Source organism: Streptomyces sp. NPDC026301 (assembly GCF_055567935.1).
In genome coordinates this window covers 49,427-64,943 of sequence record NZ_JBVHPN010000017.1, presented here as the reverse complement: position 1 = coordinate 64,943, position 15,517 = coordinate 49,427, and the positions used below count along the sequence as shown (strand labels likewise).

Annotated in this window: 13 protein-coding genes and 3 tRNA genes; 11 read left to right on the top strand and 5 right to left on the bottom strand. The window is 71.6% G+C overall.

The annotated features are described in order from the left end of the window. The first annotated feature begins 120 nt into the window (after positions 1 to 120). The 3 genes from ACZ4MH_RS26980 to ACZ4MH_RS26970 all read left to right on the top strand — a co-directional run bounded on the left by ACZ4MH_RS26980 (position 121) and on the right by ACZ4MH_RS26970 (position 3,156). Positions 121 to 1,479 (top strand): aspartate aminotransferase family protein, encoded by a 1,359-nt coding sequence (locus ACZ4MH_RS26980; RefSeq protein WP_351599296.1) that lies wholly within the window; start codon positions 121 to 123, stop codon positions 1,477 to 1,479. A 263-nt stretch (positions 1,480 to 1,742) separates the two neighbouring features. Further along, the gene (locus tag ACZ4MH_RS26975; protein ID WP_351599297.1) at positions 1,743 to 2,420 is read left to right on the top strand and encodes a GntR family transcriptional regulator; all 678 of its coding nucleotides are present in this window, start codon (positions 1,743 to 1,745) and stop codon (positions 2,418 to 2,420) included. 85 nt (positions 2,421 to 2,505) lie between these two features. Then, complete coding sequence (locus tag ACZ4MH_RS26970) at positions 2,506 to 3,156, top strand: hypothetical protein (protein WP_351599298.1); 651 nt, start codon at positions 2,506 to 2,508, stop codon at positions 3,154 to 3,156. Between the two features lie 49 nt (positions 3,157 to 3,205). Here the strand turns inward: ACZ4MH_RS26970 and ACZ4MH_RS26965 are convergent, their stop codons facing one another. Beyond that, the gene (locus ACZ4MH_RS26965) at positions 3,206 to 3,970 is read right to left on the bottom strand and encodes an SLATT domain-containing protein (protein ID WP_351599299.1); all 765 of its coding nucleotides are present in this window, start codon (positions 3,968 to 3,970) and stop codon (positions 3,206 to 3,208) included. Between the two features lie 388 nt (positions 3,971 to 4,358). On the opposite strand from ACZ4MH_RS26965, the gene purD reads away from it, so the two are divergent. The 4 genes from purD to ACZ4MH_RS26945 all read left to right on the top strand — a co-directional run bounded on the left by purD (position 4,359) and on the right by ACZ4MH_RS26945 (position 10,940). Further along, entirely contained in the window at positions 4,359 to 5,636 is a 1,278-nt protein-coding gene (gene purD, locus ACZ4MH_RS26960; RefSeq protein ID WP_351599300.1) for a phosphoribosylamine--glycine ligase, read from the top strand. Positions 5,637 to 6,030: 394 nt separating this feature from the next. Then, positions 6,031 to 7,911: a hypothetical protein gene (locus tag ACZ4MH_RS26955; RefSeq protein WP_467754732.1), complete on the top strand. Its 1,881-nt coding sequence runs from the start codon at positions 6,031 to 6,033 to the stop codon at positions 7,909 to 7,911. A gap of 414 nt (positions 7,912 to 8,325) precedes the next feature. Then, on the top strand, positions 8,326 to 9,810 hold the full coding sequence (locus ACZ4MH_RS26950) for a N,N-dimethylformamidase beta subunit family domain-containing protein (RefSeq protein WP_351593005.1): 1,485 nt from the start codon (positions 8,326 to 8,328) through the stop codon (positions 9,808 to 9,810). Positions 9,811 to 10,025: 215 nt separating this feature from the next. Further along, complete coding sequence (locus ACZ4MH_RS26945; RefSeq protein WP_351593007.1) at positions 10,026 to 10,940, top strand: phosphoribosylaminoimidazolesuccinocarboxamide synthase; 915 nt, start codon at positions 10,026 to 10,028, stop codon at positions 10,938 to 10,940. 57 nt (positions 10,941 to 10,997) lie between these two features. Here the strand turns inward: ACZ4MH_RS26945 and ACZ4MH_RS26940 are convergent. After that, a tRNA-Gly gene (locus ACZ4MH_RS26940) sits at positions 10,998 to 11,070 on the bottom strand. 87 nt (positions 11,071 to 11,157) lie between these two features. Here ACZ4MH_RS26940 and ACZ4MH_RS26935 point away from each other — a divergent pair. Continuing rightward, positions 11,158 to 11,292 (top strand): hypothetical protein, encoded by a 135-nt coding sequence (locus ACZ4MH_RS26935; RefSeq protein WP_351593009.1) that lies wholly within the window; start codon positions 11,158 to 11,160, stop codon positions 11,290 to 11,292. On the opposite strand, the gene ACZ4MH_RS26930 is transcribed toward ACZ4MH_RS26935, so the two are convergent. The 3 genes from ACZ4MH_RS26930 to ACZ4MH_RS26920 form a co-directional block, all read right to left on the bottom strand. After that, positions 11,292 to 11,364, bottom strand: a tRNA-Gly gene (locus ACZ4MH_RS26930). The two genes, ACZ4MH_RS26935 and ACZ4MH_RS26930, sit on opposite strands and share 1 nt — an antisense overlap. A 75-nt stretch (positions 11,365 to 11,439) precedes the next feature. After that, positions 11,440 to 11,511, bottom strand: a tRNA-Gly gene (locus ACZ4MH_RS26925). A 118-nt stretch (positions 11,512 to 11,629) separates the two neighbouring features. Continuing rightward, positions 11,630 to 11,950 carry a histone-like nucleoid-structuring protein Lsr2 gene (locus ACZ4MH_RS26920; protein WP_351593012.1) on the bottom strand — a complete coding sequence of 107 codons (321 nt, stop codon included), beginning with the start codon at positions 11,948 to 11,950 and terminating at the stop codon, positions 11,630 to 11,632. A gap of 300 nt (positions 11,951 to 12,250) precedes the next feature. On the opposite strand from ACZ4MH_RS26920, the gene purS reads away from it, so the two are divergent. From purS to purL, 3 genes are read left to right on the top strand one after another with little or no spacing between them, the layout of a single operon-like run. Then, positions 12,251 to 12,496: a phosphoribosylformylglycinamidine synthase subunit PurS gene (gene purS, locus ACZ4MH_RS26915; protein WP_351593015.1), complete on the top strand. Its 246-nt coding sequence runs from the start codon at positions 12,251 to 12,253 to the stop codon at positions 12,494 to 12,496. Continuing rightward, positions 12,493 to 13,173, top strand: a complete 681-nt coding sequence (gene purQ, locus ACZ4MH_RS26910; RefSeq protein ID WP_351593018.1) for a phosphoribosylformylglycinamidine synthase subunit PurQ — start codon at positions 12,493 to 12,495, stop codon at positions 13,171 to 13,173. The genes purS and purQ overlap by 4 nt, the downstream gene beginning before the upstream one ends. Continuing rightward, entirely contained in the window at positions 13,170 to 15,419 is a 2,250-nt protein-coding gene (purL, locus tag ACZ4MH_RS26905) for a phosphoribosylformylglycinamidine synthase subunit PurL (protein WP_351593021.1), read from the top strand. The genes purQ and purL overlap by 4 nt, the downstream gene beginning before the upstream one ends. Positions 15,420 to 15,517 lie beyond the last annotated feature (98 nt).

Here is a 15,517-nt window from a genome sequence, read left to right as displayed (position 1 = left end):
CGCGGTCGTGGTGATCCTTAGGCTGAGAGGGTCCGCCGCCCCGCGTTACCGCGTTCTCGCAGTCCAGCGTTCTCGCGTTCCTGATTTCCTGGCGGCCCTGAGCGATCCGAGGTAGTGACCGTGACCACGACGCAACCAGACCCCGCCGTCGGCGCGGCCGTGAAGGCCGCCGACCGTGCCCACGTCTTCCACTCCTGGTCGGCGCAGGGCCTGATAGACCCGCTGCCGATCGCGGGCGCCGAGGGCTCGTACATGTGGGACTACGACGGCAACCGCTACCTCGACTTCACCTCGCAGCTGGTCAACACCAACATCGGCCACCAGCACCCGAAGGTCGTCACCGCCATCCAGGAGCAGGCCGGCAAGCTCTGCACCCTGGCGCCGGGCTTCGCCGTGGACGTGCGGTCCGAGGCCGCGCGGCTGATCGCCGAGCGCACGCCCGGCGACCTGGACAAGATCTTCTTCACCAACGGCGGCGCCGAGGCGGTCGAGAACGCCGTGCGCATGGCCCGGCTGCACACCGGCCGGTCCAAGGTGCTCTCCACGTACCGCTCGTACCACGGCGCCACCGCGGCCGCGATCAACCTCACGGGGGACCCGCGCCGCTGGCCCTCGGACACCGCGTCGGCCGGCGTGGTGCACTTCTGGGGCCCGTACCTCTACCGCTCGCCGTTCCACGCGGAGAGCGAGCAGCAGGAGTGCGAGCGCGCCCTGCGCCACCTCGAGGACACCATCGCCTACGAGGGCCCGCAGTCGATCGCCGCGATCATCCTGGAGACCATTCCGGGCACCGCCGGCATCATGGTCCCGCCGCCCGGTTACCTCGCCGGGGTCCGCGAGATCTGTGACCGGTACGGCATCGTCTTCATCCTGGACGAGGTCATGGCGGGCTTCGGGCGGACGGGCCGCTGGTTCGCGCTCGACCACTTCGACGTCGTGCCCGACCTGGTGACCTTCGCCAAGGGCGTGAACAGCGGCTATGTGCCGCTGGGCGGTGTCGCGATCTCGGCGGAGATCGCCGCGACCTTCGACCAGCGCCCCTACCCGGGCGGCCTGACGTACTCAGGCCACCCGCTGGCCTGCGCCTCCGCGGTCGCGACGATCAACGCGATGGCGGAGGAGCGGATCGTGGAGAACGCGGCCGAGATCGGCGAGAAGGTCATCGGCCCGGCGCTGCGGGACATCGCCGAGCGCCACCCGTCGGTGGGCGAGGTGCGCGGCATGGGTGTCTTCTGGGCGCTCGAGCTGGTCAAGAACCGTGAGACGCACGAGCCGCTGGTGCCGTACAACGCGTCGGGCGCGGACAACGCCCCGATGGCGAAGTTCGCGGCGGCGTGCAAGGAGCGGGGGCTGTGGCCGTTCCTGAACATGAACCGTACGCACGTCGTCCCGCCGTGCACGATCACCGAGACGGAGGCGAAGGAGGGCCTGGCAGCCCTCGACGAGGCCCTGACCACGGCAGACGCGTACACGGTCTGACCGAGTAGACGGACTGACGGACTGACGGACCGGCCGACCTCTCGACCGCCCGCCCGACCGACCGCCCGACCGCCCGACCGGCCGCGGGGGGGGGGGGGGGGGGCAGCACCCCCCCCTCCCCCCCCCCCCGCGTCGTTTCACCGGGCAAACCCCCTCCACTCGCCCTTTAGTACCCACTGCCTCATCCGTCTCGTGCGGCGCTCGCCTATCGTGAGGGCGAGGGCCGCGTTCCTGCCGTGCGGTCGCGGAAGGAGACGGACACGATGCCCGCCGGGCCGGTCAGCGGAGTCATCCAGCGCAGCACCCTGCGTCAGCAGATCGCGGACGCGCTGCGCGACGAGGTGCTGGCCGGACGGCTGCCCGCGGGACGCCAGTTCACCGTCAAGGAGATCGCCGAGCAGTACGGGGTCTCCGCGACCCCCGTGCGCGAGGCGCTGCTCGACCTCTCGGCGCAGGGCCTCCTGGACGTGGAGCAGCACCGCGGTTTCTGCGTCCACACGTTCACGGCCGCCGATTACCGCGCCATGGTCGAGGCCCGCACGCTCGTCGTGGAGGGCGTGTTCCGTACGAGCGCGGAGGAGCTGGCCCGCAGCGTCACCTCCGACATGCTCGTCTCCCTCCGGCGCCGCGCCGAGGAGGCGGAACGGTCCGCCCGGTGCGGCGACTTGGACGTACTGATCGGCTACGACCTGCGGTTCTGGCGCGAGTTCGGCAATCTGGTGGGGAACCCCTACATCGCGGATTTCCTGGACCGGATGCGGATACAGGGCTGGGTGTTCGCCGTGCCGATGCTGCGCGACAAAGCCGACCTGCGCGTACATCTGTGGCAGGGACACCAGGAGTTGGCGGCGGCGGTCGTCCACCGCGACCTGGTCACCGCGCAGCGCCTGGTACGCGAGTACAACGCCCACTCCCTCGCCCTCGTCGAGAACCTCGCCTAGCACTACGCTGTCCCGACCATCGGCTTTGTCGATCGCCAGGCGTTCGATGGCCTGGTCTCCCGGAACCGAACGGAAGCGAGAACTTGTGGCGTGTGACCTGTGGCTGGTCCCCCTAGTCGACGTGCTGTGCCACAGCCCCGACAATCCCTTCTCCGAAGAGCTCGCCGCCTACGACAAAGCGCTGACCGATGCGGGACTGCCGCCCGTACCGATCTTCAACTACATGCCGGGCCTGTCGGGGGACGTCGCGCCGGTCGCCGGCTTCGACTACGACGCGCTGCACTTCCTGCGCCGCGCGTACCTCCTCCAGGTCTGCGGGCTCGCCGTGTCGCCGGTGGACGAACTGGGCAGCGACTACGAACAGTTGCTGGAGATGTTCGAGAGCACGGCCCAGGAATCACACCTGGTGTGGCACTACGACCACGCGGGCGCGTACGTCCCGGTGGACTTCCCGCACCCGCTCGCAAACGATGAACTGCTCGAGGGCGGCGGCCCCTTGGGCTCCTCGCACGGGCTGCTGCGGGAGCTCGAAGTGGTCGCGCCGGTCATCGGCATCGACCCGGCCAACCCGCCCGCCGCACCGACCCCGCCGGAAGGGCCCACGACGCTGGAGGAGCGGGCGGGGACGACGGGGGCCGACGACAGCCCGTTCGCACGTGAGCGCCATGTCTGGCTCGGGCTGCACGCGGCGGCGACCCGCAGCCTCGGCCAGGGCTCGATGATCGTCTTCAGCTGACCGAGTCACCCGCCGCTGACTGTGTCGCCCCGCCGCTGATCGGGCTCCCTCACCGCGGCGGCTCCGGCGGTCGCTGGCGGGGCATGTTCGGGCGGGTGCCCGGGGGGAGCACGATCCGGCCCGTGCGGTCCGGCGCGGCCTCCTGGCGCGGCGGCCCCCAGGGGGCCGGCGCCGTCTGGCCGGCCGTCGGCACCGGGCCCGTACGGAACTGCATCATCCAGTCGGCGGTCTCGGAGCGCACGAGCTCCGCGATGTCCTCGTGGAAGCGCCGCAGCACGGTCAGGCAGCGCTCGGCCGCCTCCGAGGCGGTGCCCTCCGTCGGGCCGAGCACCTCCCGGACGCTCTCCGACGCCCAGTCGAACTGCAACGCCTCCAGCCGCCGCTGCACGGCCTGCGCGGCGGCCACGTCCCGCATCCAGCCCGCCGTCACGCCGAAGAACCGGTCGCAGCCCATACAGACGGCGGCGAGCAGCAGCGCCAGATAGCCGTACTCGGCGCCGCCGTCCAGGACGCCGCTGACGCCGAGCAGGGGCAGCAGCGCCCCCGCCGATACCCCGGCGGCGGCGCCGGCCCGCAGTATCCGGGCGGTGCGCCGCTTGGCGACGCGGTCCGCGAGGTACCAGTCGATCACGTGCAGCGCGCCGGTCTCGGCCCATTGGTACAGCTCGTCCAGGCGCTCGGCCGGCTCCCCCCAGTCACCGAGCGGAAAGGCACGGCCGGCTAGATCACCGCGATCCCGCCCTTGTGCGTCCTCGCCTTCCGCCCGAGGAGGCCCCTCGGGCGGCCTCTCGGGCTGCATCTCCGGCTGGCTCACCCGTGCACTCCCTGTTGAAGATACGTGCGGTGCGCGCGAGGCGAATGAGATGGCCGTGGCGCGCGACACCCTTCCTACCGCCGAACGGCTGGCGTTGCCGCCAGAATCCAGCTATTTCCGCCCGGAAGTGGCGCGGGATCAGGTATAGGCCAGTTCCCGCCCTCACTCGAAAGAGTTGCTACACCCCATGGCCCCCACTTAGGTACACAGGCTGAGGACGTTTTCGCGACGCGTGGCCACCTGTACTCGCCGCCCGGACCAGCCTCCTCGGAGGCCCGGCCGCGCCCTCTACGGACGCGGCCGTCCCCCCGCCCCGTTCGTGCCTCCCTCCAAGGGGCGAGCGCGGCCCACTTCGTGCCTCCGCCCAAAGGGCGTCTAGGCTGCACCTGTGAAGGTCCTCGTCATCGGCGGCGGCGCCCGCGAACATGCCCTGTGCCGCTCTCTGTCCCTCGATTCCGACGTCACCGCGCTGCACTGCGCTCCCGGCAACGCCGGCATCGCCGAGGTGGCCGAGCTCCACCCGGTGGACGCCCTCGACGGCGCGGCCGTGGCCGAGCTGGCCGTGAGCCTGCGGGCGGAGCTGGTCGTCGTCGGCCCGGAGGCGCCGCTCGTGGCCGGTGTCGCCGACGCCGTGCGTGCCCGTGGCATCCCGGTCTTCGGCCCCTCGGCGGAGGCCGCGCAGCTGGAGGGCTCCAAGGCGTTCGCCAAGGACGTCATGGCGGCCGCCGGCGTGCCGACCGCGCGCAGCTACGTATGCACCACCCCCGCCGAGATCGACGAGGCCCTGGACGCGTTCGGCGCCCCGTACGTGGTCAAGGACGACGGCCTCGCGGCCGGCAAGGGCGTCGTCGTGACGGACGACGTCGAAACGGCCCGTGCACATGCCCTGGCCTGCGACCGCGTGGTGATCGAGGAGTTCCTCGACGGCCCCGAGGTCTCGCTCTTCGCGATCACCGACGGCGAGACCGTCGTGCCGCTCCAGCCCGCCCAGGACTTCAAGCGCGCCCTCGACGGCGACGCGGGCCCGAACACCGGCGGCATGGGTGCCTACAGCCCGCTGCCGTGGGCCGACCCGAAGCTGGTCGACGAGGTCCTGCAGTCCGTGCTGCAGCCGACCGTGGACGAGCTGCGGCGGCGCGGGACGCCGTTCTCCGGGCTGCTGTACGCGGGCCTGGCGATCACTTCGCGCGGCGTCCGCGTGATCGAGTTCAACGCGCGCTTCGGCGACCCGGAGACCCAGGTCGTACTCGCCCGCCTGAAGACCCCGCTCGCGGGCCTGCTGATGGCCTCGGCGACCGGCAACCTCGCCGCTCTCCCGCCGCTGCGCTGGAGCGACGGCGCGGCCGTCACGGTCGTCATCGCCTCGCACAACTACCCGGAAGCGCCGCGCACGGGCGACCCGATCACCGGCCTGGACGCGGTGGCCGAGCAGGACGCCCCGCACGCGTACGTCCTGCACGCCGGTACCCGCTACGACGCCGACGGCCGGGTGCTCAGCGCCGGTGGCCGGGTGCTGTCCGTCACCGCCTCCGGGTCCGACCTGGCCACCGCCAGGGACCGCGCGTACACCGCCGTCGGCCGGATCTCCCTGGAGGGGTCCCACCACCGGACGGACATCGCCGCCAAGGCCGCCGCCGACGCCAAGGCCGCTGAGCAGGCCGGCTGAGCGTCGCCCCGCCCCGGCCCGCCTCCTTCGAGAGGCCGGCCCCCTGTCTGAGGAACCGGTCGCTTCGTGTGGCCGGTTCCCTGCTTTACCCAAAGCCATTCCATCGAGTGACCAAACCGGTTAACGGCTGACGTGCGACGGTGCCCCAACTAGGGTTCCGCGCAAGCGTCCTGTGGTGCCCGTTCCGGTGGCCTTTCCGGTTCCCGGCCCGGCTGCCCGTGCGACGTCCGGCAAGTGGCTCACCGGCATTGCGATGTCAGTGGCTGGTGCCAGAGTGGTGGGGAGTGAGCAGCGCGCCGACGGTCGCGAGCGTCCGCGGGCACGTTGCCCGGTCTCTTCCTTCCCGTGTTCTCTCCGTCCCGTTCAAGCAGGACAGCAGGGGGTGTACAGGCTCGTGGCAGGTCCGGAGGCAGGCGAACAGGCAGCGCGCGCCCGGGCGCTCGCGGTGCTGCGGATCCGCGGCGCGGCGCTGGGCGCGGCCGTGCTGCCGGCCGCGCTGGCCGTGGTGCTCTTCGCCGGGGCAGCGACCGGTGGGCTCGGCTCCTGGGATTCGGGCGGCTGGGTCCTCGCGCGCTGGATCGTGGCGGGGTTCGCGGTGGTGGCGCTGCTGCTGGCGGCGCTGGTCGCCACCGTGGTCGCCCGGGCCAGGCCCGCGCTCAGTCCCACCGTCCCGGTCGCCGAGGAGTCCGCGCCCGATCTGTACCGACTGGTGCGCGACCTCGCCGACCGGCTGGACGTCCCCGCGCCCTCCGCGATAGCGCTCACGCCGGACTGCGACAGCTGGCTGGAGGACCGTACGCACCGCGCGCACGCCCCGCCCGGCGGCGCCCAGGCGTCCCGGCGCGCCGCGCCCGCGTCGCGCGGCGCCGCGGCGGGCCGGCAGGTGCCGGCGCCCGTCCTGGTCATCGGCTCCCCGTTCCTGTGGTGGATGCGGGTCGGCGAGCTGCGCGCCCTGCTGGCTCCCGTCGTCGCCGGTACGGGCCCCTCGGCGCACCCCGACATAGCGGCAGCGCGCCGCTTCGTCCGCGGCCTGGACGCCGCCGTGGCGGTCGCGGCGCGCGCCCGGGGGACGCTGCGCGGGATACCGCTGCGCTTCGTCGGCCGGGTGGCGCGGCTGCTGCTGCGCGGCTGCGGCGAGCACGCCGCACAGATGGAGCGCGGCGTCGCGGCCGCGGCCTCCGAGCGCGCGCAGGGCGTGGACTACGGCCTGCGGATCGTCGCGCAGGAGCAGGTGGGCCTGGCGTACGCGGGCTGGGACCGGCTGCTGACCCGCGTCGCGCTGCCCGCCTGGCGGATGGGCCGCTGGCCCGCCCGGCTGGACGCCGGCGTGGTCTCCGCGCTCACCGAGCTCTCCCGCCGCGACCGCCTCGCCGAGGGCTTCGCGTCCCGGCTGGGCGAGCGCCCGGCCTGTGACCTGCTGGAGGAGCCCGGCGCCATCGACCGCGCCGCCTCCCTGCTGGCCGCGCGGCTCTTCCACGGCGGCCCCGCCGAGAGCGGCCCCGACTGGTCGCCGGTCGCCTGGGACCGCTATCCGGAGGAGGTCGTCGACCGCAAGTGGCGGCTGGAGGCCGCCCGCCTGCACCGCGTACTGGACGACCTCCCCGCGCTCGCGCCCCCGGACAGTGCGTCCGAGGGCGACGGAGCGGCAGCGGCACAGCCCGTGCGGCCGAAGGAACCGTTGGCCGCGGCGGAACCCCTGAGCACGAGGGAGCCCCTGAGCGCGGGGGAATCGGTGGGTACGAGGGGACCGGTGCGCGTGCAGGAGTCCCCCAGGGCCGGTGCCGAGTCCGCCGTCGCCGGGCCCACGCTGACGCGGATCATCGAGCGGCTGGGGCGGGACTCCGGGGCGAGCGACCGGATCGCCGCGCGTCTGGTGACCGAGCTGGAGCGGGAGGAGCGGGCCACCGCCGACCGCCGGGCCGCCGCCCGCCCGGCCGGCCCTGATACCGCCGAGGCCACGGGCCCCGGTGTGCCGTGGGGCGACGGGCTGGTCGACGGCGGTGTACCGCTGTTCCCGCTGCAAGCGCCCCGCTCGGGCCGCGAGCTGCTCGCCGACCACGTCACGGCGATGGTGTGCTGCGCCGCCGTGGACACCGCGGGCGCCGCTCCGGGGCTGGACTGGCTGGACGGGCCCGCGCTGCTGGTCGGCGGGGCCCGCCGGACCGATGTCGGTCATCCGGTCCGCAGCCTGGTGGACGACGGCGACGCCGAGCCGCTCCGCGACTGGCTCGGCGAGCTGGGCGTACGCCCCGACAAGCCCGTGCGTCTCGTCTGACGACGGGGCGCCAAGGCCCCCGGCCGCCCCGGGGCACCGGCGCCCAAGGCCGTCGCATACCGGCCACCGCCCCACCCGCCGGGGGAGCCGGCCTGCGCGGTTCCGCGCCTCCGCACGCCGCCACGATGTGCGCAGCTCACCCCCTGTTCGTCTCCGCCGCATCGGACACCCGATCTGTCCGTTGACCCCGGCCGGGTGTTCTGCCCCAGTTCACCTTTCGGTCGTTTCCGCCCGTAAATTCACGACGAAGGGTGACGGCCCAAGTGCGTAATGTGATGTGCTGGGGGTACTCGCCGTTTCTCGTACGAACGAACTCGCGGACCAACAGCACAACAAAACAGCGACACAGCAGGGCAGAGGCCAGCAGGAACCCGACGGCGTACCGACCGGTGGGCGAGGGAGGGGAGTGGGAGCGTGGGCACACAGCAGATCCGGCGCTGGGAGTCCGGGGCGCTCGCGCATGCCGTGACGGACCCGTTCGGTCAGGGTCCGCTTCCTTGGCTGCGCGGCAGCGAGAACTACTTCGACTCCGGCCAGGTCGTCCCCTGGTACGTCGATCCGGTCCTCGCCCATGACGACGCGCCCATCCGGTTGCCGTTGCCCCGCTCCTGCGCGGGCCCGCGCACGGCCGACGACGTGCACCGCCAGATCAAGGGCTTCGCCGCGACCGGCGCGGTGGCCCCCGGCGAGGCCATCGACTTCCGGATCACCGTCGACCCGCCGCAGCCGTTCAGCATCGACGTCTACCGCATCGGCCATTACGCGGCGGCCGGCGCCTCCAAGATCACCACCAGCCCCCGGCTCTCCGGCATCGTCCAGCCGCCCCCGCTCACCGCCGACCGCACGGTCTCCTGCCACCACTGGTGGCTCTCCTGGCGGCTGCAGATCCCCGAGTACTGGAACGTCGGTGCGTACGTCGCCGTGCTGACCACCGAGGACGGCTACCGCAGCCACCTCCCCTTCACCGTCCGCGACGACCGCCCCGCCGACCTGCTCCTGCTGCTCCCGGACGTCACGTGGCAGGCGTACAACCTCTATCCCGAGGACGGCCGGACGGGCGCCAGCCTGTACCACGCCTGGGACGAGGAGGGCGCGCTGCTCGGCGAGGCGGACGCGGCCGTCACGGTCTCCTTCGACCGCCCGTTCGCGGGCGCGGGCCTGCCGCTGCACGTCGGCCACGCGTACGACTTCATCCGCTGGGCGGAACGGTACGGCTACGACCTCGCGTACGCCGACGCGCGGGACCTGCACGCGGGGCGGGTCGACCCGACGCGCTACCGCGGCCTGGTCTTCCCCGGCCACGACGAGTACTGGTCGGTCCCCATGCGCCGGACGGTCGAGCGGGCCCGCGACACCGGCACGTCCCTGGTCTTCCTCTCCGCCAACACCATGTACTGGCAGGTCGAGCTGTCTCCCTCGCCCTCGGGCCCGGACTCCCTGCTGACCTGCCGCAAGCGCCAGGGGCCGGGGCGCCCCGCGCTCTGGCGCGAGCTGGGCCACCCCGAGCAGCAGCTGATGGGCATTCAGTACGCGGGCCGGGTGCCCGAGCCCGCGCCGCTGGTGGTCCGCAACGGCGACCACTGGCTGTGGGAGGCCACCGGCGCGCACGAAGGGGACGAGCTCGCCGGGCTGGTGGCTGGGGAGGCCGACCGGTACTTCCCGCGCACGAGCCTGCCCGAGCACGTCAGCCGGGTGCTGCTGGCCCACTCCCCGTACCGCGACGGGGACGGCGTCCGGCGCCACCAGGAGACGTCCCTGTACCGGGCTCCCAGCGGTGCCCTGGTCTTCGCCTCCGGCACCTTCGCCTGGTCGCCGGCGCTGGACCGGCCCGGCCACATCGACGAGAGAATCCAGCGGGCCACCGCCAATCTTCTCGACCGCATCTGCAAACGCGACTGAGCGCCGGGGGCGCCACAGGCCGGGCGCGCCGCACACCGAGCGCCCGGCACCGACCGCGGAGACGACCCCGGCGACGACCGCAGAGACGGCGGACAGAAGCGGCGGAGGGCGTGCGGCGCCTGCCGTGCGCCGCGTCGGCCCACCCTGAAGCGCTGCCGGGCGCCCGCATGCGCGAGAATCGGAACGACTCCTGGATCAACCTACGCGGAGGCAGCGTGTCCGGATTCGTTGAAAAGCCCGAACCCGTGGAGGTGCCGGGCCTGGTCCATCTCCACACCGGCAAGGTGCGCGACCTCTACGAGAACACCGACGGCGACCTGATCATGGTCGCCAGCGACCGCACCTCCGCGTACGACTGGGTGCTGCCCACCGAGATCCCCGACAAGGGCCGGGTCCTCACCCAGCTCTCGCTGTGGTGGTTCGACCAGCTCGCCGACCTGGCGCCCAACCACGTGCTCTCCACCGAGGTCCCGGCCGGCGCCCCCGCCGACTGGGCGGGCCGCACCCTGGTCTGCAAGTCCCTCCAGATGGTCCCGGTCGAGTGCGTGGCCCGCGGCTACCTCACCGGCTCGGGCCTGAAGGAGTACGAGGAGACCCGCACGGTCTGCGGCCTCGCGCTCCCCGAGGGCCTGCAGGACGGCTCCGAGCTGCCCGCGCCGATCTTCACCCCGGCCACCAAGGCCGAGGTCGGCGAGCACGACGAGAACGTCTCGTACGAAGAGGTCGCCCGCCAGGCCGGCGCGGAGACCGCGGCACAGCTGCGCCAGGCGACCCTCGCGGTCTACAGCCGCGCCCGGGACATCGCCCGCGAGCGCGGGATCATCCTGGCGGACACCAAGTTCGAGTTCGGTTACGCGACGGACGAGAACGGCACGCGGACGCTGACCCTCGCCGACGAGGTGCTGACGCCGGACTCCTCGCGCTTCTGGCCGGCCGACCAGTGGCAGCCGGGCCGCGCCCAGCCGTCCTTCGACAAGCAGTTCGTCCGCGACTGGCTGACCTCGCCGGCCTCCGGCTGGGACCGCACGAGCGAGCAGCCGCCGCCCCCGCTGCCGGCGGAGATCGCCGAGCAGACCGCCGCGAAGTACATCGAGGCGTACGAGCGGCTCACCGGCCACAAGTGGTCCTGAGCGAGCCCGCACACGAGAAAGGCCCCGGTCGCGATGACCGGGGCCTTTCCCCTGCGGAGCGGACGACGAGGCTCGAACTCGCGACCTCAACCTTGGCAAGGTTGCGCTCTACCAACTGAGCTACGTCCGCCTGCCCGGCGCCGAAGCGCGCGGTGCGGGAACCACTATAGCCAACCGTGTGGGGTGCTCGTGCCGTCCGGCGGGCGGCGGGACGAATGTGGCCACGGCCACAGATCAATTTCCTCGCGGCTCGATGATCGCGTACTCGATGATCGTGTTCCCGCACTCGGTGATCGCGTCGGCGGAAAAGCAGAAGACCCCGGTCGCGATGACCGGGGTCTTCTTTCCCTGAGCGGACGACGAGGCTCGAACTCGCGACCTCAACCTTGGCAAGGTTGCGCTCTACCAACTGAGCTACGTCCGCATGCATCCGTCCGGCTTTCACCGGGCGGCGCGACAGCTACTCTACCTGATCCGGAGGACTGGTCGAGACCGTCAGAGCGGGTGACAGGGATTGCACACTGCGCCTCCCCCTTGGAAAGGGGGCGCTCTACTACTGAGCTACACCCGCGTGACTCCTCGGGGCCCGGCCTCTCGGCCTCGCCCCTCGGCGTGCTCCAGACTTTAGCTGATCAAGGGGGGTGCAGCGCAAGTCCGCTGCCGGCAGGGGCTTCCGGCCGGCAACGGACTCAGCTGTTGGCGGCCTCGAACGCCTCGTAGACCTTCTTCGGGATGCGGCCCCGCGGGGGCACGTCCATCTGGTGCGAGCGGGCCCAGGCCCGTACGGCGGCAGGGTCGGCCGCCACGGAGGTGTGCCGGTAGGCCTTGCCGGACTTCGCACGCTTGCGCCCGGCCTCGACGTACGGCGCGAGCACCTCGCGCAGTTTCTTCGCATTGGCGGGATTGACGTCGATCTCGTACGTCTTCCCGTCCAATCCGAAGGTGACCGTCTCTGCGGCTTCTCCGCCGTCGATGTCATCGGAGAGCGTGACTACTACGCGCTGCGCCACGGATATCGGTCCTTTCGCGTGACATCTCCGTGCTGACATGGGGAGATGCCACAGATCCGGATGGCTGGGATCAATGCTTTTTCATTTGTACAGCGATGAGCAATGCATTGTGAAGCCCAGTTAATTTCCTCAGCGTGTCCCCGCGCAATCGGGACTGCCGATCTTTTCGAGGATTTTTCCCGGGTGTTCACAACCGCCGATACCGGAACGTGATCGGCCGAGTACAGATCTATGCGCGTAGATTTTTCGGCAAGGTACTGTGAAGGAACCGCCTTACGCACCACACAACCGGGAGTGCCAGTGGCACGCGTCGTAGTCGACGTCATGCTCAAGCCCGAGATCCTCGACCCGCAGGGACAGGCGGTGCAGCGTGCACTGCCGCGTCTGGGTTTCGAGGGCATCTCCGACGTACGTCAGGGCAAGCGTTTCGAACTTGAGGTGGAGGGCCCGGTCGACGAGGCCGCCCTCGCCCGCATCCGCGAGATGGCCGAGACCTTCCTCGCCAACACCGTCATCGAAGACTTCGTCGTACGGGTCGACTCATGACAGCTCGCGTCGGAGTCATCACCTTCCCCGGCACGCTGGACGACCGCGACACCCAGCGCGCCGTCCGGCTCGCCGGGGCCGAGGCCGTGCCGCTGTGGCACAAGGACAAGGACCTCAAGCAGGTCGACGCCGTGGTGCTGCCCGGCGGCTTCTCCTACGGCGACTACCTGCGCGCCGGTGCCATCTCCCGCTTCTCGCCCGTCATGGACACGGTGATCGAGCAGGCCAAGGCGGGCATGCCCGTCCTCGGCATCTGCAACGGTTTCCAGGTCCTCACGGAGACGCACCTGCTGCCCGGTGCGATGCTGCGGAACAACCACCTCCACTTCATCTGCCGCGATCAGAAGCTGCGGGTGGAGAACGCCGACACGGCGTGGACGGCGGACTACACCGCCGGCCAGGAGATCAACGTGCCGCTGAAGAACATCGACGGCCGTTACGTCGCCGATGAGCACACCCTCGACGAGCTGGAGGCCGAGGGCCGCGTCGCCTTCCGGTATCTGGACGTCAACCCCAATGGCTCGCTGCGGGACATCGCCGGCATCACCAATGCGGCCGGCAATGTCGTCGGCCTCATGCCGCACCCCGAGCACGCCGTCGAGCCGCTGATCGGTACGGGGCGTACCGACGGCCTCGGATTCTTCACCTCGATCCTGAAGAAGTTGGTCAACGCATGACGCTGGACACGGTCAAGCACGCCGCCGGGACGCCCGACGTCGACCAGCCCTGGGCCGAACTGGGCCTGAAGCAGGAGGAGTACGAGCGGGTCCGCGAGATCCTCGGCCGCCGCCCGACCGGCGCCGAGCTCGCGATGTACTCCGTCATGTGGTCCGAGCACTGCTCCTACAAGAGCAGCAAGGTCCACCTGCGGCAGTTCGGCGAGAAGGCCCCGGAGACCGACGCGCTGCTCGTCGGCATCGGCGAGAACGCGGGCGTCGTGGACGTCGGCAACGGTTACGCGGTCACCTTCAAGGTCGAGTCGCACAACCACCCCTCGTACGTCGAGCCGTACCAGGGCGCCGCGACCGGCATCGGCGGCATCGTCCGCGACATCATCGCGATGGGCGCCCGCCCGGTCGCCGTCGTGGACCCGCTGCGCATGGGCGCCGCCGACCACCCCGACACCAAGCGCGTCCTCCCGGGCGTCGTCGCGGGCATCGGCGGCTACGGCAACTGCCTGGGCCTGCCCAACATCGGCGGCGAGGTCGTCTTCGACGCCTGCTACCAGGGCAACCCGCTGGTCAACGCCGGTGCCATCGGCGTCATGCGGCACGAGGACATCCACCTCGCCAAGGCGTCCGGCGCAGGCAACAAGGTCATCATGTACGGCGCCAGGACGGGCGGCGACGGCATCGGCGGCGCCTCCATCCTGGCCTCCGAGACCTTCGACGACTCGAAGCCTTCGAAGCGCCCCGCCGTCCAGGTCGGCGACCCCTTCCAGGAGAAGCTGCTCATCGAGTGCACCCTGGAGGCGTTCGCCGAGAAGCTCGTCGTCGGCATCCAGGACCTCGGCGCCGCCGGCATCTCCTGCGCCACCTCCGAGCTGGCCTCGAACGGCTCCGGCGGTATGCGCGTCGAGCTCGACGACGTGCCGCTGCGCGACTCCACGCTCTCGCCCGAGGAAATCCTCATGAGCGAGTCGCAGGAACGCATGTGCGCGGTGGTCGAGCCGGAGAAGGTCGACCGCTTCCTGGAGATCTGCGAGAAGTGGGACGTCACCGCCACCGTCATCGGTGAGGTCACCGACGGCGACCGGCTGGAGATCTTCTGGCACGGCGAGAAGATCGTCGACGTCGACCCGCGCACGGTGGCCCACGAGGGCCCGGTGTACGAGCGTCCGTACGCCCGCCCCGAGTGGCAGGACACCCTGCAGGCCGACGACGCCGCGAAGCTGGCCCGCCCGGCCAACGGCGACGAGCTGCGCGAGCAGGTCCTGAAGGTGGTCTCGTCGCCCAACCAGGCGTCCAAGTCCTGGATCACTTCCCAGTACGACCACTTCGTGCAGGGCAACACCGTGCTGGCCAGCCCGGAGGACTCCGGGATGATCCGCATCGACGCCGAGACCGGGCTGGGCGTGGCGCTGGCCACCGACGGCAACGGCCGCTTCGCGAAGCTGGACCCGTACCACGGTGCGCAGCTCGCGCTCGCCGAGTCGTACCGGAACGTGGCCGCGACCGGCGCCAAGCCGCTCGCCGTCTCGGACTGCCTGAACTTCGGTTCGCCCGAGGACCCGGCCGTCATGTGGCAGTTCGCCGAGGCCGTCCGCGGCCTCGCGGACGGCTGCCGGCAGCTCGGTACGCCGGTCACCGGCGGCAACGTCTCGCTGTACAACCAGACGGGCGAGGCCGCCATCCACCCGACGCCGGTCGTCGCCGTCCTCGGCGTGATCGACGACGTGGCCCGCCGTACGCCGGTCGCCTTCGCGGAAGAGGGCCAGCTCCTCTACCTGCTCGGTGACACCCGCGACGAGCTGAGCGGCTCGGCCTGGGCGGAGGTGATCCACGACCACCTGGGCGGCCTGCCGCCGGAGGTGGACCTGGAGCGCGAGCGGCTGCTCGCCGAGATCCTGATCTCGGCCTCCCGCGACGGCATGATCGACGCGGCGCACGACCTGTCCGACGGCGGACTGGTCCAGGCGCTCGTGGAGTCCTGCCTCAAGGGCGGCAAGGGCGCCCGCGTCGTCGTCCCCGACGGCGAGGACCCCTTCGTCACGCTGTTCTCCGAGTCCGCGGGCCGCGCGGTCGTCTCGGTGCCGCGCAGCGAGGAGCTCCGCTTCACCGACATGTGCGGTGCGCGCGGCCTCCCGGTGACCCGCATCGGCGTCGTCGACGGTGATGTCCTGGACGTTCAGGGCCAGTTCAGCATTCCGCTGAGCGAGCTGCGCACGGCGCACGAGGAGACCCTCCCGGGCATCTTCGCCTGATCGCTTTCCCTGTCACGGGCGGTGGCCCCGCCGGAGAAATCCGGTGGGGCCACCGCCCGTTGCCGTCCGCCGGGGCCACCGCCCGTTGCCATTAGGCT

What these genes read in the sequence shown, in the direction of transcription:
- ACZ4MH_RS26975 (WP_351599297.1), top strand. Translation starts at nt 1,743, where the DNA reads ATGCCCGCCGGGCCGGTCAGCGGAGTCATCCAGCGCAGCACCCTGCGT.
- purQ (WP_351593018.1), top strand. Translation starts at nt 12,493, where the DNA reads ATGACAGCTCGCGTCGGAGTCATCACCTTCCCCGGCACGCTGGACGAC.
- purL (WP_351593021.1), top strand. Translation starts at nt 13,170, where the DNA reads ATGACGCTGGACACGGTCAAGCACGCCGCCGGGACGCCCGACGTCGAC.